Here is a 17,687-nt window from a genome sequence, read left to right on the forward strand (position 1 = left end):
GCCCGCCACTACCGGTGCGCAGGTCGATGGGCTTCACCCTGACCACGCTGGCATCGGCGACGATCCTCATGATCGCCCCTATCCCGGCGGCGGTGGCCTGGTTCGTGCCGGTATCAGCTGATCACACTGCTGCTTGCCCACCTGTAGCCGGAAACGGTGGAAATCGGGGCATGTGAATTCGTCGGGTACGGGGCACAGTGAAGATCGGACCGCAATCAGTCGCGCGGTCGGGATCGGGGAGGGGAGCCTCCTTCGATCGTTCTCGCTCGTGTGCTCGGTAATCACCTATCACCACGGATGAGGTACGCAAATGACTCGCACTATGTACGATTCCACGTCCGCGAAGGACATTCCGGCCGACGCGGCAATGGTGGCCGGTTATATCGATGGAAGATTCAAATGGTCCCAGTCGGATTGGGCCCGATTTCCCAAGGCGATCAAGGTGCATATCGCCGTCGACCCGCATGCCGATGCCGGTGAGGTGCTCGACGTCGAACAAGGGGACAGCCGTCCGGATCAGGCCCCCGGTTGGATCAGAATGCGGCAGGCGGCCGGTGTGAAGCGACCGACCATCTACTGCAACAGATCGACCTGGCCCGCGGTACAGGCCGCGTGTAAGGGACTCACCTATGCGTCCTGGGTCGCCGAATGGACGGGCCACGCGCATGAAATCGAAGGCGCGGTCGCCTGTCAATGGGCCGACCCGGGACACGGATCACCCGGCCATTACGACCTCTCGCTCGTCGTCGACGACAGCTGGCCGGGTCCCAGGCGCGCCCGGGACTGAATCGAGTGCGTCCGGCTGGCTCACCCATCCGGGGGAGCCGGCCGGAAGGTGTTCAACGACGAGCCGATCGCGGGTAACTGCCCGAAACGCTAGCGCAGTGCGACGGGAAGGGCGTGCAGCCTGGCGCCCATGATTCCGCCCGGTGTGCTGTGGCGGAGGGTGTCGAGGGGAACGGTGAGGCGGGCCCGGGGGTAGTCGGTGCGGAGGGTTTCGGCGAGGGCGCGCAGTTCGAGGTGGGCCAGCTGGGCTCCGAGGCAGTAGTGCGGGCCCGCGCCGAAGGTGAGGTCGTTGTTCCCTTGTCCGCCTTGGGTATTGATGCCCTGGATGTCGATGAGGACGGGGGAGCGGGCGGGGAGGGGAGTGCCTGCCAGGTCGAGATCGGTGGTGGTGAACCGCCACAGGGTGAAGGGCGCCGGAGGGTGCTTGCGGAGGGTTTCGCGGATCAGTTCGTCGTTGTCATGGGGTGCGGTCGGGTCGCCGAGTAGTCGCGCCATGAGGAAGCCGATGGTCAGGTCGGTGGTGAGCTGGCCGGCGAACAGGAGGGTGAAGACCTGATAGTGAAGGTCTTTCGGGGTGGCGCCGGGTGGCATGCGGTGGGCGAGTTCGGCGGCCGGTCCGTCGGTGTGGTCGAGCGCGGCGGTCGCCAGGCGGGCGAAGCCGGACATCGCCGGGCCGACGTTGGCGGGGTAGTCGGTGTGCATGAGGCGGCATGCGGCGATCGCGGTGTCGATGTGGTGGGTGGGGATGCCGAGCAGATCGCACAGGATGGTGAGTGGATATCGGGTGGTGAAGTCGGCCAACAGATCGACCTCGCCCGGGCCCACGCTGGTGAGCAATTGATCGGCAATGGTCCGCATCCGCGGGTAGGCCGCGCGCAGCCGCGCCGTGCCGAACAGTGGCGCGAATACTCGCCGGAGACGGGTATGCGCCGCGCCGTCGAGCGTGGTCACCGACATCTGCTCGGCGGCGGTGGGCTCGAGACCTGCTGTGCGAGCGTCCCAATGCGGTGGGGCGAGTGCTGGATCCTTGGCAAAACGGTTGTCCGCCAGGACCTTTCGGGCAAGGTCGGCATCGGTGACGATCCAGACCGGCCCGCCCGCCGGGGCCTCGACCCGGACGACGGGCCCCGCTGCCCGCAGGGCGGCTCGCTCGGGATCGGGGGCGTGCAGGGGGTGGGTCCGTATGGAGAACGGGCAGTTGACGATCGGGGCGTCCGACATGGTGATTCCCTGTCTGTGCGATGAGGCCACCTTCAAGGTATCTGCGTAGCGCAGTGACTGCAATACGCAGAGTCTTCGCTACGCATCGACTGCGCGGCGCAGTATGCTGGCCGCATGACTCGATCACGGGAAGATCTGCGGTCGGAGGTACTGCGGGCCATTGCCCGGTGGCAGATCCCGATCATCCAGCTCAACGGGATGATCGCCGAACGGCTGGGGATGACCTGGACCGATCTGCAGGCGCTGTACGTGCTGGCCAATCAGGGTCCGGCGACACCCGGCGAGCTGGCCAGGCGGGTCAATCTGACCAGCGGCTCGGCCTCGCGGATGATCGAGCGTTTGGTGCAGGCGGGATTCGCCCGTCGCGTACCCGACGACCATGATCGCCGGAAGGTTCTCATCGTGCCGGACGAGCGGGCGGTGCGACGCGTCGGCGGCCTGTACGACAGCCTCAACGAGCACCATCGCCGTGACCTCGAGGGCTTCGATAAGGCGGAGTTGGCGACCTTACTGCGGTTCCTCGAGTCGGCCACTCGGCAGACCGAGGACGAGATCGAGCGTTTCCCTGGCTGATTCACCGGAGATGTCCGGCTGTGGTCGTGCGTTGTTGGTCTCGGAGTCCAACTGGAGTTGGTGTATATACCCCGAATCGTGTTGGAAGCCTATTCTTTTCGACTACCCTGATAATGCGTTCGGTGTCCGGTTTGTGCTGGCCCCGGGCGTGGGATGGCCCGGAATGGCGTGGTGGTGAAAGGGCGGACGATGAGGCCTGTGATATCTGGCCCGGCCCAGGCACATTGGGGGCGGGAGTTGTTTCCGGATTCCCTCGATACCGCTACCGCGCGATTGCGGTCCGCTCTGATGGCGCGGGTGGGTTCCGACGGGGCGATTCGCGATCCTTGTCGTAGTCGGATTCTGGAATCCGTGCTGGCGTTGAATCTGTTGGAGCGCACCGGTTTACAGGGGGAGCGGCGGGAGCGTCTGGTGGGGTATCTGCGGGCGCAGGGGGCGACGGGTCGGCTGGATCGGCTGCTGGTGGACCTGGCGCTCACGCGGGCGGGGGCGGCGGGGCCGCCTGCCGGACTGGCCGAGGCGTTTCTCGCGCAGGCGCCCGGATTCACCGGCGCTCGTAAGCAGGCGATGTTCGATGCGACCTTCGCGCTCTACGATCTCGCGCCGCGCCGCCCGCTCGATCCGCGGGCCTTCGATCTGACGGGGTTGCACTGCTGGGCCAGGGTGCAGGTCACCGCAGTGAAGATCGTTCTCGCCGATGCCGCCGGGCGCCACGATCTGATCAGCGACGAGGATGTGCGGATTCTGCTGGAAACCCAACGCCGGGGCGAGGTTTGGGAGAGCAACGTTCTCATCAATCTGTGGGCGCTGCATGCCCTGCACCGGCTGCCGCATACCGAAGACGTTGTGGCCGAAGGGGTGGCCACGGCCATGGCCCATCAGCGTGCGGACGGTGGGATGCCGTTCATCACCGATACCGACACCTGGTGCACCGCCACCGCCGGTGTCGCGCTTGCCGCCGCCTCCGCGCCGCCCGAGACCCTGCACGCCATCGCCGCGCATCTGCTGGCCCAGCAACAGCCCGGTGGCGGCTGGTCCTATACCGATCTGTCCCGGCAGACCGATGTCGACGACACCTCGGTCGCCCTCCAATTCCTGTACGCCCTCGATGCCGACCGGTACCGCGAACCGATCCGCCGGGGAGAACGCTCGCTGCGGGCGGTGCACAATCCCGACGGCGGATTCCCCACCTACATCGCGGGGGCGGAGTCGGAGGCCTGTATGACCGCCGCCGCGGTGGACGCGTTCACCCCGCAGTGGCAACGCCATCATGAAATCATCACCGCCGGACTGGAATTCCTCGCCGATCAGCAATACGAGGATGGATCCTTCCCGCCGGACTGGTCGAGTAGCCGGCTGCACACCATCTTCCGCGCCCTGCTCGCCGCGACCCGCAATCCGGGCCCGCTGCCCGTCGCGTCGCAGCAGATGGTGAAACGAATCATGACGCTGGTGCTGGCGGGGCAGAACGCCGACGGCGGCTGGGGCCAGCAGGAGGAGGAGCCGAGCGATCCGATCAGCACGGCCTACGCCCTCATCGTCGTCTGCCGCCAGGACGATCCGGTCCCCGCGGCCCGCGCGGCGGCCTATCTGCTGGCCGCTCAGTGCGAGGACGGCAGTATCGCGTCCATCCCGGACTCGATCGGGCCACGGCCGCTGCGATTCACGATTCCGGTTCTCGCGGACATCTTCACGCTGCTGGCACTCGGCCATCTCGCCCGCCGCCTCGGCGAGGGCCCCCGTGAAGATGATCCGTTACCGGTTCGGTGTGGATTTGCGGCCTGCAACGGCATCGACGGAATATCCTTGTCGTCCTAGGTACGGCGAGTCGCCACGCCCGCGGAGAGGGGAGCACTATGTCGGATAGACGCGGTAGGACTGGTTCACGCCTGCCGACCACCATCGACACCACCAAGCCGCATGAGGCCCGTTTCTACGATTATTGGCTCGGGGGTGTCGACAACTATCCGGCCGATCGCGCGCTCGGCGACGAGATCGCCGCGCACGTCCCCACTATTCGGAGCATGGTGCGCCACAACCGCGGGTTCCTCGGTCGTGCGGTGCGTTATGCGATCGCCGAACTGGGCATCACCCAGTTCCTCGATATCGGCACCGGCCTGCCGACCGCCCGCAATACCCATGAGGTGGCCCAGGAGGTCGATCCGGCGGCCCGCATCGTCTACGTCGACAAGGATCCGCTGGTACTCGCCCATGCTCGCGCCCTGATGGCCAGCACGCGCGAGGGCAAGACCGCGTTCATCCACGCCGATCTGCATGACCCCGAGACGATTCTGGCCGATCCGGTGCTTGCCGACACGCTCGATCTGAGCCAGCCCGTGGCCATCACGCTGACCATGATCATGATGTACTTCCGTGATTCGGATAATCCGCACGGCATCATCGGGCGGCTGCTGGACGCGGTGCCCTCGGGCAGCAGTCTGACGCTCAGCCATCCCACCGCGGATTTCAATGCCGCGGCCACCGAACAGGCCGTGCAGGCCTGTGAGCACGCCGGAATCACCATGGTTCCGCGTACCCGCGCCGAGATCGAAAGGCTGTTCACCGGAACCGAACTCGTGGAGCCGGGCGTGGTCACCCTCGAGGACTGGCATCCCGAACTCGCCGAGGAACCGCGGTTCGAGGTCGAATCCTCCGCGGGTCCCGCCTGGATCTGGGCGGGCGTGGGGCGTAAGCCCTGATCGGCGGGCGGAGGCCGCGGGCCTCGGCGTTCGATCGCCCTCGATTCTCGGGTAGCCGAGGGCGATTCGCGTCAGTAGGGGCTGGTGTCCGGAATTCGGACAGGCGGTATCGCGGTCTTCTACCATGCTTGCGTGGCCGATGCGTATCGCCGTATCCGGCAATGGTTTTCGTCAACCAGGGTTGCCCGGATGCGATTGTCTACTCCCGTGACGATCTCCGCGCTGGCGGTGGTCGGGTTGATGGCGTCCGCGTCGGCGGCCCCCGTCGTCGCGCCGAGAACTCCCGATCAGGAGGTGGCGGCCGCGGAGTCGACCGAGACGACCGTCGAGTCGATGCCGCAGCAGAGCACCTCCTCGGATCCGACTCCGCCGGTGTCGGTGGAGCCGAGTACGACCGCGAGTGACGCGCCCGCTCCCGTCGACTCGCCGAATTCGCCGTCCGATCCCACCGAGCCGTCGCCGGTGTCGTCGGCCGATCCCACCGGATCGCCGGTCTCCTCGAGCGTCGATTCCACCGACCCGAGCCAATCGCCGGATTCGACGACCGACCCCGCCCCGGCGGCCACGACAACCGATACCGTCACACCGCCGTTGACGACGACGGACACCACGGTTCCGCCGTCGACGACGACCGACACCAGCATCCCGCCGTATACGACGAGCTATCCCCCCTACCAGCCGCCTTATCCGCCGACGCCGTATCAGCCGCCTTATCCGCCGCCGCCGTACCAGCCGCCCTACCCGCCGCCGTACTACCCGCCGCCTCCGACCAACCGTGTGGGGCTGCGGTTCGAGTTGTTCCTGTACGTCAAGGGCCGCCCACCGATCCCCTGCGGCATTCTGCGCCCGCGGGTATGGCCGAATCTTCCTGCCCCCGTGCCGATCACATCCCCGCCGCCCATTCGCCGGACGACCTCGTGCACCCCACCGTCCCCGGGCCTCCCCCTGCCGCTGCCGGACAATCGGACCGTGACCATCGCCGCGACCCCGACCCCTGCGCGCCCGCCGACCCGAACACCGTCCAGCACACCATCATCGGTCCCCGCGTCGAGGACCACCTCCGCCACGCCGACCCCGACCACCTCGGGATTGAGCGACCCGCCGAGGTAGCCCCCGACGGCCGCTGCGATCATGAACGCGTTGGCAATCCGCGCGATCACGTATCGACAGGAGGGTCCACCATGTTCCGCACTCGCGCTCTACCGGTTCTGGCCGCCGCGACCGGCTGCTGGGCGATCATCGCCGCGTCCGCATCCGCCGAGGGGCCCGCGACGGTCAGTGTCCAACCCGAACTCGGCTACAACGTCACCACCCTGACCATCAAGGGATCGGCCGCCTGTGACGGCGGCGGCACCGCCGGGATCACCGTCGTGGACGGCTCGCTGGAACAGATGTTCCGTGGCGGCGTCGGCGGCCCGATGGGCATCCAGCTCGACGGGCCGGTCCGGGTCGGCTGCGACGGCGCCCCGCATAGCTGGGAGGGCCACCTCATCGCACCCGGCCGCGTGCTGCCCAACGAATCCGGCGGTTCGGTCACAGTGACGCTTTCCCAGGGGCCATCCGTGCTGGCCAGCACCGGCCCGCAGCCGGTGCGTATCGTGACCTGACCGGCCGTTCATACCGAGATCGAGGCGAGGTCGACACCGCGCAGCGGGGTCGCCGTCACATCGTGTACCCGCTGCGACCAGACGGCATGGCCGTGGCCGGACCACAGCGGCGCGATCGGAAGGTCGCGGAGCAGCTGATTCTCGGCGAGGCGATACAGCTGGCCGCTGTCGGTCCCGGCGTCGGCGGCATCGGCGGCGGCCAGCAGGTGCGCGAAGCCCTCATCGGTGTATCCGGCGGCCCGCGCGAGCCCGGCGAGCAGCTCCTGCGGGCTCGACGTGCTCGGCGACCGGGTCATCGCGACGGGACCGTCGGCGGATTCGCCGGTGGCATCGTCGCGCTGTGTCGCGGTCACCTGTAGTGCGAGCGCCGTCCCGATCTGATCGGCGAGCGGCCGGGCCCAATTCCCCTGTCCGGCACCGAAGTACACCGTGACCGGGCCGGTGAAGGCGGCCTGGCCGAGCAGTGCCTTCGCCGCGGCCTGGTCGTGCGTGCACGGTCTGCAGGTGCCCGACCGCTCGCCCGGCGCGATGCCCGGCGGCAGCAGCGCCGCGGCCGGATCGACCTGTTGCGCGAGCGGACCCGCCGCCAGGCCCGCGCGATCCACCGCCATGGCGAAGGCGTGGCGCGCCGCCGCATCCGCGAAACGCCTGTCCGACACCGGGAATGCGAGATAGCCGGCCTCCGGCAGCGGCCACATCGCATGCCGGTCGGCGAAATCGTGGTGCATGGCGTCGTGCCGGTCGCCGGGGACCTCGGTGGCCAGGTCGAGGGAGCCCGCCTTCACCCGGTCGTACTGCGTGGCGAAATCGCCCACCCGGAACCGGATCTCGTGCGCCTTGCCGGGCGCGGCGTCGACCCGCACGAGTCGTCCGCCCACACCCGGCCGCCACGGCTCCGCCATCCGGAACGGCCCGTTGCCGATCGGATTCGCCTCGAATCCGGCCCAATCACGGGATGCCAGCACCGATTCCGGCAGCGGAAGCAGCGCGGGCGACGCCAGCACGGCCGGTACCTGACCGAAGGGCCGATCGAGCACGATCCGCAGGGTGCGCTCGTCGGGCGCGCTGATCTCCTTGGCGCGCAACACCTCCGTGAGCGCGCCGGAACCGGCCCAGTGCTCGGCGGCCACCGTGTGCCAGGTGTCCACATAGGATTTCGCGGTGACCGGTGTCCCGTCGTGGAACCGGCCGCCCGCGCGCACCGTGATCTCCCAGGTGGTTCGATCCGTGGTGGAGACCGATTCTGCGGCCCGCGGGATGCTCCGCCCGGTGGCCGCGTCGTAGTCGACCAGCGGTGTCCACAGCGCGCCGACGAGCGTTCGGCCCGCCTGATCGCGCAGGTCCGCGGGCAGCAGATGGGCCGGATCGCCGATGCCGACGGTGAGCACGCCCGGCTCGGGCGGCGGCGAGGTGTGCGAGCAGCCGGTGACACCGAGCAGCAACGCGGCCGATGCGAGGAGGAGGCGAGCGGTGCGACGCATGCCAACATCATCGACTGCCCACCGGGCGACGTCTCGGAAGTCGCTGTCCGAGTAGGGGTATCGGGACACAGGGGGATCGATCCGGCCGCGCGTTCGCATCTACAGTGAGATAAATCTACGACTCACTGGGAGGTAGTCGTGCGCCGCTGGTTGTTTCGCTCATCCCTGATGATGGTTACCGTGGCGGCGAGCCTCGCCGCGGCTACGCTGCCTGCCCAGGCCTGTGGGGAGGACGGGCCGCCCGGAGGCGCCGGGCAGGTCACGGGCACGCCCGGCGCGGAGAAGAATGTGAAGGTGGTCGGCAACCTCCCTGATGCGCAGGGCGCGATCTCGCTGAGCTTTCTCCCGTACGGCAACCGGGACATCATGGTCGTCTCCGGCGAATTCGGCCTGAAGACCTACGACCTCACCGCGAATCCGGCCGCGCCCCAGCTGATCGGGCGCCTCGATATGCCGGGGATGTGGGAGACCGAGGACACCCAGGTCGATCCGGTGCGCAAGCGAGCCTTCCTCTCCCGGGATCCACGCGCCTTCGGCGGCGACACCCACACCGGCGAATCCGGGATCTATGTGGTGGATCTGGCCGTTCCGGAGAAGCCGTCGGTGCTCAGCTACGTCAAGGTGCCCGCCGGGCACACCACCCGCTGCATCAACGACTGCCGCTATCTGTGGACCGGTGGACCGGCCAAGGCGGACAACATGCCCGCCGACTGGGGCGGGCGCCCGATGTGGGTGACCGACATCAGCGACCCGCGCAACCCGAAGGTCTTCCCCGACCCGATCGAGCTGGCGCGCAATGACGGCAAGACCGATTACGTGCACGACGTCCAAGTGGACGAGTCCGGTGTCGCCTGGGTGTCCGGACGCGGTGGCGTGCGCGGATATTGGACCCAGGGCATGCACGTCGATCCGGTGACCGGCGAGAACCGCGCGGCCTCGGCGATCTCGCCGATTCCCTATGCGGGCGGCGGGATCGCGGAGACGGCGGCGCCGTCGCGGTTCATGCACAACAGCTTTCGCCCGATCAACGGCCGCGCGAAGGATGGCGGCGGCACCGGGCGCTTCGGCAACGGCAATCTGATCTACGCCACCGAGGAGAACTTCGCCGACGGGTGCGCGGGCGACGGCGTGCTGGTCATCGCGTCGCTGGAGGGTTCCTACGACGGCGAGGGCTGGCGTTCGACACCGGAGAAACCGTTCCGGCTCAACACCGTCGGCACCTGGGGTGTGGCCGGGCAGGAGGGCAGCGATCCGTTGTCGGGTGACTGCTCCGCGCACTACTTCGACGTGCAGGACAAGGTGCTGGTGCAGTCGTTCTACGCGCAGGGCACCCGATTCCTGGACGTCAGCGATCCGACCAACCCGACCCAGATCGCCTACTACCGCCCCGCCGACGCGCGCTCGTGGGCGCCGTACTGGCACAAGGGTTTGGTCTACATCGCCGACAACAACCGCGGCATCGACATCCTCGACCTCACCGCCTGACCGAGATCGGATCCCGGGGCACGATGCGGCGGGTGTGGGCGTAGACCACGGCCTGCACGCGATCGCGGACGCCGAGTTTGGCGAGCACATTGGATACGTGGGTCTTGATCGTCTGCTCGCCCACGCCGAGGATGCGGGCGATCTCGGGATTGGTATGGGCCCGGGCGATCAGGAGCAGCACCTCGTGTTCGCGTGCGGTGAGCGTCGCGAGTTCCGGTGCGGCGGGGAAGGGTTCGATACCGTCGGTCAGCCGCGTGATCAGCCGGCGGGTCGCCCGCGGATCGATCAGGGCCTCGCCGCGGGCCGCGGTTCGGATGGCGGACACCAGATCTCGCGACGGCAGCGATTTGGTGAGGAATCCACTCGCGCCGAGACGCAGTGCGCGGTACAGGTTCTCGTCGGTCTCGCCGGTGGCGAGGGTGAGGATCCGGGTCGCGCCGCCGAGCGCCGCGACCGAGTCCAGGGTGGGGTCGTCGAGGCCGGGCATGTCCAGGTCGACGATGGCGACGTCGGGTCGTAACCGCCGAATGTCCCCGAGCGCGGCGGCGGGGTCGGCGACCTCCGCGACGCAGCGCAGATCCGGCTGGGCGCCGATCACCGCGCGCAGGCCCGAACGAAACACCGCGTGGTCGCCCGCGAGCAGTACCGAGATCGTCGAATGTGGTGCGGCGGCAACGGTATCGAGCTCCCCGATGTCGCGCCGGACGGCGGGCGGGGCTTCGGCGTGCGCGTATCCGACCGACAGCATCGTGGCGGTGATCGCGAGCAGCAGCGACGACACCACCCGCAGCAGCGGGCGCGTCGAGGTAGTCGGGGCCATGATCTTCGACAGTAGAGCCCGCGGCCGTCGGCGTATATCGGCAATCGGGAGTATCCGAGCTCCCCCGATGGAGTGATCATCGCAGGAAGCCCGCGTAGTTCCTGTTCATCTGCTGCGCCTGGATCTGTTTGACCGTGTCCAGGCCGACGCTCACCACGATCAGCACCGAGGTGCCGCCGAAGGCGAGGCCCTGCGCCGGACCGCCCGCGCCGAGCTGCGGCGCCAGATTCGGCAGCACCGCGACGACACCGAGATACACCGCGCCCGGCAGGGTGATTCGGTTCAGGACGGCGCCGAGGTACTTCGCGGTCGGCTTACCGGGCCGGTAGCCGGGGATGAAGCCGCCGAATCTCTTCATCTCCTCGGCGCGTTCGGCCGGATCGAAGGTGGTCGCGACGTAGAAGTAGGTGAAGAACAGGATCAGCGCGAAGTAGATCGTCACGTAGACCGGATTGCCCGGAGCGGCCAGGTACTTCTGGATCAGCTCCTGCCAGGTGCTCGAACCGCGCGGGCCCAGCCGCGCGAGCAGGGTCGGCACATACAGCAGCGAGGAGGCGAAGATGACCGGGATGACACCGGCCTGATTGACCTTCAGCGGCAGATAGGTCGACGAATTGCCGTACAGCTTGCGGCCGACCACCCGCTTGGCGTACTGCACCGGAATTCGCCGCTGGCCCTGTTCGACGAAGATCACTCCGACCAGCATCGCGAACATCGCGACGCAGACCCCGGCGAAGACCCCCACGCCCCGGCTGTCCAGAATCGCGGTGCCCTGACTCGGAATTCGCGCCGCGATACCGGCGAGGATCAGCAGCGACATGCCGTTGCCGATACCACGTTCGGTGATCAGCTCGCCGATCCACATCACCAGCGCCGCGCCCGCGGTCAGCACCGCCACGGTCACCACCATGCCGAACAGTGAGGTGTCCGCGAGGATCTGGGCGGGACAGCCGCGCAGCAGCTGTCCGTGCGCTGCGAGGGCCACCAGCGCCGAGGCCTGTAAGACGGCCAAAGTCAGTGCGAGATAACGGGTGTACTGCGTGAGAGTGGCCTGGCCCGCGTTGCCCTCCTTGCGTAACTGCTCGAACCGCGGGATCACCACGGTCAGCAGCTGGGTGATGATCCCGGCGCTGATGTAGGGCATGATGCCGATCGCGAAGACCGACAGCTGCAGCATCGCGCCGCCGGAGAACAGATCGATGAGCTGGTAGATGCCCGCGGCGTCGCCACCGGACACGATGTGCAGGCAGGTGCGGATCGCCGGATAGTCGACGCCGGGGGAGGGCAGCGTCGCGCCGAGGCGGTACAGCCCGAGCAGTCCGAGCGTGCACAGGATCTTGCGGCGTAGCTCCGGGGTGCGCAGGGCCGGTAGGAGGGTGGACAGCACGGCGCTGACGGTACGGAGATCACCGCCCCCGCCACGTCGGCCGCGAAGCGCAATTCGATCTCCCCCGACCGTGGGAGATGGCGCGCCGGTGCGGGAATCGATGATGATGGCGGGGTGCTGAGAATCTTCGGGGAGGACTTCGCGCGCGATCCGTGGGCGGTGTTGCGGTCGTTGCGCGAGGAGGGCGGAGTGCATCGGGTCGTCACACCCGACGGTCCGCCCGCCTGGCTGGTGACACGGTTCGACGATGTGCGAAACGGATTGGCGGACAACCGATTCTCGCCGCAGCCGCGCTATGCGGACGAACGGGACTATCGCGGCTTCGATGTGCCGCCGCCGCTGGATATGCTGCAGAGCAGCGAGCCCGAGGTGGTGGCGGGGCTGCGCAGCGCGATGACCGCCGAACTACACCCTCGGCGGCTGGCCGAATGGGACGAGGGCGCGGCCGAGATCGTCTCCGCCTATCTCGAAACGGTCGATGCGAGCGGGGAATTCGACCTGGTCGAGCGGGTGGTGACGCCGCTGCCCGCCGCCGTGCTGGGCCGGTTGTTCGGACTGCCCGAACAGGTGCGGACGGATCTGCTCGACTGGGCGCGGGCGACGCTGCGCCCGCGGGCCGCTCCGCAGGCGCGGGAGACGCTGCGGCGCATGGGGCAGATCATCACGGCCGCGATCGCTTACGGCCGTGGTCGCGAGGATGACACGATGCTGGTCCGGCTGGTCCGATCCGAGGCGATCGGGCCGGACGCGATCGTCGCGGTGCTGTTCTACCTGCTGTTCGTCTGGTACGAGGTGCTGGTCGACGTGATCTGCGGTGCGGTACTGAGCCTTTCGACCGGGGGGACGGAGGCGGCCATGGTGCTGTCGGGTCCGGATCGGCTCGTGGCCGTGGACGAACTGCTGCGCTACCTGTCCCCGCAGATCGTGGCGGCCCCGCGCTTCGCCGTGACCGATCTCGAGATCGGTCGCCACCGGATCACCGCCGGACAGTCCGTGCTGTTCTGCCTGGCCTCGGCCAATCACGACGACGAAAAGTTCACGCGCCCCGACGAACTCGACCTCGCCCGCACCCCGAACCCGCATCTGGCCCTCGGCCACGGCTTCCGCACCTGCCTGGGCACCGGCCTCGTTCGCCCGGTGACCGCGACGGTACTCGCCCAGCTCTACGCCCGATGGCCGCGGCTGCGCGTGCTCGACGACGAACAGGACATCCGCTGGCGCTCCGGTTTCCGGCATCGCGGGCCGCTGACGCTGCGGGTCAGCGCGGGGTGAACCTGGGCAGGGGCCGGTCCGGCCACGCGGGAGGCGAGGAACGGGGTGCTGCCGCCCGAGTGGGACAGGATGATTCGGACGTCGGGGTACTGGCGCTTGTGGCCGCTGGTGACGAGATCGGCTGCCGCGCAGGGGATCGGAGAGGATCTCGCGCGGCAGGAGATGCTGGTGGAAGTCGACCCTGCCGGAGGGGCTATCGATCATGGTCATGATATCCAGTCCGCTCCGCCGCGGACGGCTCAGTTCGAACCGAAGCAGTCGATGATCTCCCCGGCCCACGGGGTCGGGACGGCGTCGAGGCCGACCACCTGGATGGCCGACAGGACGGTGAGCAGCATGCCCTCGGCGATGAAGCGCTGGGCGTCGTCGGCTGTGGCGCCGGTCAATTCGCGGACCAGATGGTAGATGCGGCCGAAGCGGTCGCGGACATCGGTGCCGATGGCGGGGTCGCCGCTGGCGGAGAAGGCGTGCAGGAACAGCTGGAGCAGTTCGCGTTCGGCAAGGAAAGCGTGGTAACCGTCGCCCATGGCGTCCAGGGCCTCCTGCGGTGACGCGTCGGGAGCGGCCTCGGCGCGGGCGGCGCGGAAGAGGTCCTCGATGCGATCGCAGATGCGGTGGGTGGCGGCCAGGAACAGCTGCTGTTTGTTGCCGAACAGCCGGATAACATACGGCTGCGAGACCCCGGCCAGTCGCGCGATTTCATCGGTTTTCGTTGCGGTGTAACCGGATTCGGAGAATGCGGTGATGGCCGCGCGCAGCACCTGCTCGCTGCGCTCGGTCGCGGTCAATCGGGTGCGCGCCGCGGTCACGGTTGTCTCCTCGTCTGGTCCGGATGTGGCCATTTGACATGTTATCAGCCGATGCATACATTGCTGTCAGCAAGTTATCAGTGGATAACAACAAAAGGATTCGAACCTATGACCACCACTGTCGACGGCGCATCCTCGCATGTCATCGCCCCTCTGAAACGCGCATCGCTCGCGGCCGTGCTGTCGGCGGTCGGCATTCCGATGTTCATGGTCACGCTGGACAACCTCGTCGTGACCAATGCCCTGCCGGTCATCCGCACCGAACTCGGGGCCTCGCTCACCGATCTGCAGTGGTTCGTCAACGCCTACACGCTGTCGTTCGCCTCGCTGCTGCTCACGGCCGCCGCGCTCGGCGATCGGCTCGGTCGCCGACGGCTGTTCCTGGCGGGTATCGCATTGTTCACCGTGGCCTCGGCGGCGTGCGCGCTGGCGAGCGAGCCGTGGATGCTGATCGCCGCCAGGGCGATTCAGGGTTTCGGCGCGGCCGCGGTGATGCCGCTGTCGCTGACGCTGTTGTCGGCGGCGGTGCCGGAGCGGGCGCGTAGCGCGGCCATCGGCATCTGGGGCGGTATCTCCGGCCTCGGCGTCGCGGTCGGGCCGGTGGTGGGCGGCGCGGTCGTGGACGGGCTGAGCTGGCAGTGGATCTTCTGGCTCAATGTGCCGATCGGTGTGCTGGTGCTGCCGTGGGTGGCGCGGACGCTGGGCGAATCCTTCGGTGGCACACGGCATCTGGATCCGCTCGGGCTGGTGCTGTCAGCCGGGGGAGTGCTGGCGATGGTGTGGGGCGTGGTGCACGGCGCGGGGGACGGGTGGACCTCGGCGGGTGTGCTGGGCGGATTGCTCGGTGGCGTAGGACTTCTCGTCGCCTTCGTGGCGTGGGAGGCGTATACGGCGCATCCGATGTTGCCGCTGCGGCTGTTCCGCTCGCGGACCTTCACCGTGGCGAACCTGTCGGTCTTCGCCTTCGCGGCCGGTGTCTTCGGATCGGTGTTCCTGCTGGCGCAGTTCTTCCAAGTGGTGCAGGGCTATTCGCCGCTCGCGGCCGGGGTGCGGACCCTGCCGTGGACCATGGCTCCGATGGTGGTGGCCCCGCTGGCCGGGCTGGTGGTCGACCGTGTCGGCGCCCGCACGCTGCTGGTGGCCGGGCAGGCGCTGCTGGCCGCAGGGCTCGCGTGGATGGCGGCCGTCGTGAGCGTGCACGTCTCCTACCCGACGATTGTGGGGGCGTTCGTGCTGGCCGGGGTGGGTATGGGGCTGACCCTCGCGCCCGGATCCATCGTGGTGATGGCCAGCGCCGCCCCGGCGGATCAGGGCATCGCGTCGGGGACCAACAGCACCATCCGGGAGGTCGGGGTCGCGATGGGAGTGGCCGTGCTCGCGTCGATCTTCGCTTCCTACGGTTCGTATCTCAGCGGCCCCGACTACGTCGCCGGACTGCTGCCCGCCCTTCGCGTGGGTGCGGTGATAGTGGCGATCGGCGCGGTGGCCACGGCGGCGCTTCCGCGCCGGATCACGCAGGCGCACTGAGCGGCAAGGTACGTGCCTCCGTTCATGGGATGGGGGCGGTGACATTCATGGCTGTACCTCCCGCATGCGCCGGACGAATTCCGTTGCCGCACCGGACAGTAGGTCATCCGCGGACTGCCGGGCCGTCGCGGGGTCACCGTCGATCACCGCCTCGGCGAGGGTGCGGTAACGGTCGATCCGGGTCGCCTCGGCGGCCATGACCGCGGCCAGGGCGGCCATGGCCGGCTCGTAGGCCGTGCGCAGGTCGTTGAACAACAGCCGCAGAACGACGGAGTCGGCGGCGTCGACGAGAATCTCCCAGAACCGCAGGGCGGCCCGCTGCTGGGCGATCGGATCCTGTTCCCGGGCAAGTGATTCCACCGCCTCGCGCAGCTCACCGGCGATCCGGGAGCCGGTGTGATCGGCGGCTTGCGCGGCGACCTCGCGGCCCATGGTCGACCGCGTCTCGAGAAGGCTGCGGATCACCGCGGTATCGAGCCTGCCCTTGCGCACGATCAGCCGTGGCAGCATGTCCAATCCGGCGTAGCGGCGGAAATCGCGCACGGTCGTCGCCCCGCCCTGGCGCACCTCGACCAGTCCCGCATGTGACAGCCGCTGCAGGGCCTCGCGCACGGTCGGTCGCGAGACGCCCAGCGTCTCGGCCAGCTGCCGCTCGGCCGGAAGGGCCGAACCGGGGGCGAGGTCGCCGTCGAGCACCTCCGCCACCAACTGCTCGAACACCGTATCGGCGACGGTTCGCCGGTCGATGCGCCGCAATGCCATGTCTCGACGGTAGGGTTCGCGGTGGTCAGAGGTCAAATGGTCAGACCAATTCGACTCGCTATCCGATCGGGTGAGCAGCGGAAATCGAGGTGAAGCGGCCTGGTCGCATCGCCTACGATGCGACCAGCAACAATAGGGGCGGGCAATCCGTCCCGAGACCCGGAGCAGCAGGGGAGAGACGAACCATCGTGGCCGAGGACAACGCACCAGCCGAGCAGAACGAGGCGCTGAGCGAGGAATCGCTCTCGGCCGCGGCCGAAGCGGCGGAGAAGGCGTTCGCCGCTGCCCCCGACCTGGACGCGCTCGCGACCGCGAAAACCGAGTATATGGGCGGTAAGTCGCCGATCTCGCTGGCCCAGCGTTCGCTCGGCTCGCTGCCCAAGGACGAGAAGGCCGAGGCGGGTAAGCGCGTGAATGTGGCGCGCGGCCGGGTGTCGGAGGCCTATCAGTCCCGGTACGCGCAGCTGCAGGCCGAGCGCGACGCGGCCGTGCTGGTCGCGGAGTCGATCGATGTCACGCTGCCCGCGCGGCGGCGGGCCGTAGGTTCTCGGCACCCGATCACCGCGCTGTCCGAGCGCGTCGCCGACACCTTCGTCGCGATGGGCTGGGAGGTCGCCGAGGGTCCCGAGGTCGAGACCGAGCATTTCAACTTCGACGCGCTGAACTTCCTGCCCGACCATCCGGCGCGCACCATGCAGGACACCTTCCATATCGCGCCCGAGGGTTCGCGGCAGGTGCTGCGCACGCATACCTCGCCGGTGCAGGTGCGTTCGCTGCTCGAGCGTGATCTGCCGATCTATGTGGTGTGCCCGGGCCGTACCTTCCGCACCGACGAGCTGGACGCCACCCATACCCCGGTGTTCTCCCAGGTCGAGGGTCTGGCCGTGGACAAGGGTCTGACGATGGCCAATCTGAAGGGCACCCTGGACGCGTTCGCGCGGGCGCTGTTCGGACCGGATACGCGAACTCGCATGCGCCCCAGCTACTTCCCGTTCACCGAACCCTCCGCCGAGCTCGACGTCTGGTTCCCGGACAAGAAGGGCGGCGCGGGCTGGGTCGAATGGGGCGGCTGCGGCATGGTGAATCCGCGGGTGCTCATCGCCAGCGGCATCGACCCGGAGGTCTACAGCGGCTTCGCATTCGGCATGGGCCTGGAGCGAACCCTGCAGTTCCGCAACGGCATTCCGGATATGCGCGACATCGTCGAGGGCGATGTGCGCTTCACGCTGCCGTTCGGCATCCAGTCCTGACCGTCTCT

General features: G+C 68.4%; 17 protein-coding genes. 9 read left to right on the top strand and 8 right to left on the bottom strand.

The features are described from left to right. Window positions 1-310 precede the first annotated feature (310 nt). Window positions 311-787 carry a hypothetical protein gene (locus tag ACIA76_RS34525; RefSeq protein WP_397158064.1) on the top strand — a complete coding sequence of 159 codons (477 nt, stop codon included), beginning with the start codon at window positions 311-313 and terminating at the stop codon, window positions 785-787. Window positions 788-876: 89 nt separating this feature from the next. On the opposite strand, the gene ACIA76_RS34530 is transcribed toward ACIA76_RS34525, so the two are convergent. Next, window positions 877-2,007 (bottom strand): hypothetical protein, encoded by a 1,131-nt coding sequence (locus ACIA76_RS34530; protein ID WP_397158066.1) that lies wholly within the window; start codon window positions 2,005-2,007, stop codon window positions 877-879. A gap of 114 nt (window positions 2,008-2,121) precedes the next feature. On the opposite strand from ACIA76_RS34530, the gene ACIA76_RS34535 reads away from it, so the two are divergent. From ACIA76_RS34535 to ACIA76_RS34545, 3 genes are all read left to right on the top strand, one after another. Beyond that, window positions 2,122-2,580, top strand: a complete 459-nt coding sequence (locus ACIA76_RS34535; RefSeq protein ID WP_397158068.1) for a MarR family winged helix-turn-helix transcriptional regulator — start codon at window positions 2,122-2,124, stop codon at window positions 2,578-2,580. A gap of 198 nt (window positions 2,581-2,778) precedes the next feature. Then, window positions 2,779-4,398, top strand: a complete 1,620-nt coding sequence (locus tag ACIA76_RS34540) for a prenyltransferase/squalene oxidase repeat-containing protein (RefSeq protein ID WP_397158070.1) — start codon at window positions 2,779-2,781, stop codon at window positions 4,396-4,398. Window positions 4,399-4,436: 38 nt separating this feature from the next. Further along, entirely contained in the window at window positions 4,437-5,279 is an 843-nt protein-coding gene (locus ACIA76_RS34545) for an SAM-dependent methyltransferase (RefSeq protein WP_397158072.1), read from the top strand. A 287-nt stretch (window positions 5,280-5,566) separates the two neighbouring features. On the opposite strand, the gene ACIA76_RS34550 is transcribed toward ACIA76_RS34545, so the two are convergent. Both ACIA76_RS34550 and ACIA76_RS34555 read right to left on the bottom strand, forming a co-directional pair. Continuing rightward, window positions 5,567-5,923 carry a hypothetical protein gene (locus ACIA76_RS34550; protein ID WP_397158075.1) on the bottom strand — a complete coding sequence of 119 codons (357 nt, stop codon included), beginning with the start codon at window positions 5,921-5,923 and terminating at the stop codon, window positions 5,567-5,569. A gap of 108 nt (window positions 5,924-6,031) precedes the next feature. Next, complete coding sequence (locus ACIA76_RS34555) at window positions 6,032-6,439, bottom strand: hypothetical protein (RefSeq protein ID WP_397158077.1); 408 nt, start codon at window positions 6,437-6,439, stop codon at window positions 6,032-6,034. 21 nt (window positions 6,440-6,460) lie between these two features. Between ACIA76_RS34555 and ACIA76_RS34560 the strand changes: the two genes are divergently transcribed. Further along, window positions 6,461-6,886, top strand: coding sequence for a hypothetical protein (locus ACIA76_RS34560; protein ID WP_397158079.1), 426 nt, complete (start codon window positions 6,461-6,463; stop codon window positions 6,884-6,886). A gap of 8 nt (window positions 6,887-6,894) precedes the next feature. Here ACIA76_RS34560 and ACIA76_RS34565 read toward each other — a convergent pair whose 3' ends face one another. Beyond that, on the bottom strand, window positions 6,895-8,367 hold the full coding sequence (locus tag ACIA76_RS34565) for an ABC transporter substrate-binding protein (protein WP_397158082.1): 1,473 nt from the start codon (window positions 8,365-8,367) through the stop codon (window positions 6,895-6,897). A 168-nt stretch (window positions 8,368-8,535) separates the two neighbouring features. Between ACIA76_RS34565 and ACIA76_RS34570 the strand changes: the two genes are divergently transcribed. Further along, window positions 8,536-9,852, top strand: coding sequence for an LVIVD repeat-containing protein (locus ACIA76_RS34570; protein WP_397158084.1), 1,317 nt, complete (start codon window positions 8,536-8,538; stop codon window positions 9,850-9,852). Here the strand turns inward: ACIA76_RS34570 and ACIA76_RS34575 are convergent. Further along, a complete protein-coding gene (locus tag ACIA76_RS34575) occupies window positions 9,842-10,672 on the bottom strand; it encodes a LuxR C-terminal-related transcriptional regulator (protein ID WP_397158086.1) in 831 nt (276 codons plus the stop codon). The two genes, ACIA76_RS34570 and ACIA76_RS34575, sit on opposite strands and share 11 nt — an antisense overlap. 76 nt (window positions 10,673-10,748) lie before the next feature. Next, window positions 10,749-12,059, bottom strand: coding sequence for a preprotein translocase subunit SecY (gene secY / locus ACIA76_RS34580; RefSeq protein WP_397158088.1), 1,311 nt, complete (start codon window positions 12,057-12,059; stop codon window positions 10,749-10,751). A 114-nt stretch (window positions 12,060-12,173) separates the two neighbouring features. Here secY and ACIA76_RS34585 point away from each other — a divergent pair, with 114 nt between their 5' ends. After that, window positions 12,174-13,331, top strand: a complete 1,158-nt coding sequence (locus ACIA76_RS34585; RefSeq protein ID WP_397158090.1) for a cytochrome P450 — start codon at window positions 12,174-12,176, stop codon at window positions 13,329-13,331. A 239-nt stretch (window positions 13,332-13,570) separates the two neighbouring features. Here the strand turns inward: ACIA76_RS34585 and ACIA76_RS34590 are convergent, their stop codons facing one another. Then, on the bottom strand, window positions 13,571-14,140 hold the full coding sequence (locus ACIA76_RS34590; protein ID WP_397158092.1) for a TetR/AcrR family transcriptional regulator: 570 nt from the start codon (window positions 14,138-14,140) through the stop codon (window positions 13,571-13,573). Window positions 14,141-14,248: 108 nt separating this feature from the next. Between ACIA76_RS34590 and ACIA76_RS34595 the strand changes: the two genes are divergently transcribed. Continuing rightward, entirely contained in the window at window positions 14,249-15,667 is a 1,419-nt protein-coding gene (locus ACIA76_RS34595) for an MFS transporter (RefSeq protein WP_397158094.1), read from the top strand. 45 nt (window positions 15,668-15,712) lie between these two features. Here the strand turns inward: ACIA76_RS34595 and ACIA76_RS34600 are convergent, their stop codons facing one another. After that, window positions 15,713-16,429: a FadR/GntR family transcriptional regulator gene (locus ACIA76_RS34600; protein ID WP_397158096.1), complete on the bottom strand. Its 717-nt coding sequence runs from the start codon at window positions 16,427-16,429 to the stop codon at window positions 15,713-15,715. Between the two features lie 188 nt (window positions 16,430-16,617). Between ACIA76_RS34600 and pheS the strand changes: the two genes are divergently transcribed. Further along, window positions 16,618-17,679, top strand: a complete 1,062-nt coding sequence (gene pheS, locus ACIA76_RS34605; protein ID WP_397158098.1) for a phenylalanine--tRNA ligase subunit alpha — start codon at window positions 16,618-16,620, stop codon at window positions 17,677-17,679. Window positions 17,680-17,687 lie beyond the last annotated feature (8 nt).

This window comes from Nocardia sp. NPDC051570 (assembly GCF_044454005.1).
Classification (GTDB): domain Bacteria; phylum Actinomycetota; class Actinomycetes; order Mycobacteriales; family Mycobacteriaceae; genus Nocardia.

Excerpts from the sequence above, each read along its gene's own strand:
- ACIA76_RS34530 (WP_397158066.1), bottom strand. The coding sequence starts at position 2,007 with ATGTCGGACGCCCCGATCGTCAACTGCCCGTTCTCCATACGGACCCAC.
- ACIA76_RS34535 (WP_397158068.1), top strand. The coding sequence starts at position 2,122 with ATGACTCGATCACGGGAAGATCTGCGGTCGGAGGTACTGCGGGCCATT.
- ACIA76_RS34550 (WP_397158075.1), bottom strand. The coding sequence starts at position 5,923 with ATGCTGGTGTCGGTCGTCGTCGACGGCGGAACCGTGGTGTCCGTCGTC.
- ACIA76_RS34545 (WP_397158072.1), top strand. The coding sequence starts at position 4,437 with ATGTCGGATAGACGCGGTAGGACTGGTTCACGCCTGCCGACCACCATC.
- ACIA76_RS34595 (WP_397158094.1), top strand. The coding sequence starts at position 14,249 with ATGACCACCACTGTCGACGGCGCATCCTCGCATGTCATCGCCCCTCTG.
- ACIA76_RS34570 (WP_397158084.1), top strand. The coding sequence starts at position 8,536 with ATGATGGTTACCGTGGCGGCGAGCCTCGCCGCGGCTACGCTGCCTGCC.
- ACIA76_RS34600 (WP_397158096.1), bottom strand. The coding sequence starts at position 16,429 with ATGGCATTGCGGCGCATCGACCGGCGAACCGTCGCCGATACGGTGTTC.
- ACIA76_RS34525 (WP_397158064.1), top strand. The coding sequence starts at position 311 with ATGACTCGCACTATGTACGATTCCACGTCCGCGAAGGACATTCCGGCC.
- ACIA76_RS34565 (WP_397158082.1), bottom strand. The coding sequence starts at position 8,367 with ATGCGTCGCACCGCTCGCCTCCTCCTCGCATCGGCCGCGTTGCTGCTC.
- ACIA76_RS34575 (WP_397158086.1), bottom strand. The coding sequence starts at position 10,672 with ATGGCCCCGACTACCTCGACGCGCCCGCTGCTGCGGGTGGTGTCGTCG.
- ACIA76_RS34560 (WP_397158079.1), top strand. The coding sequence starts at position 6,461 with ATGTTCCGCACTCGCGCTCTACCGGTTCTGGCCGCCGCGACCGGCTGC.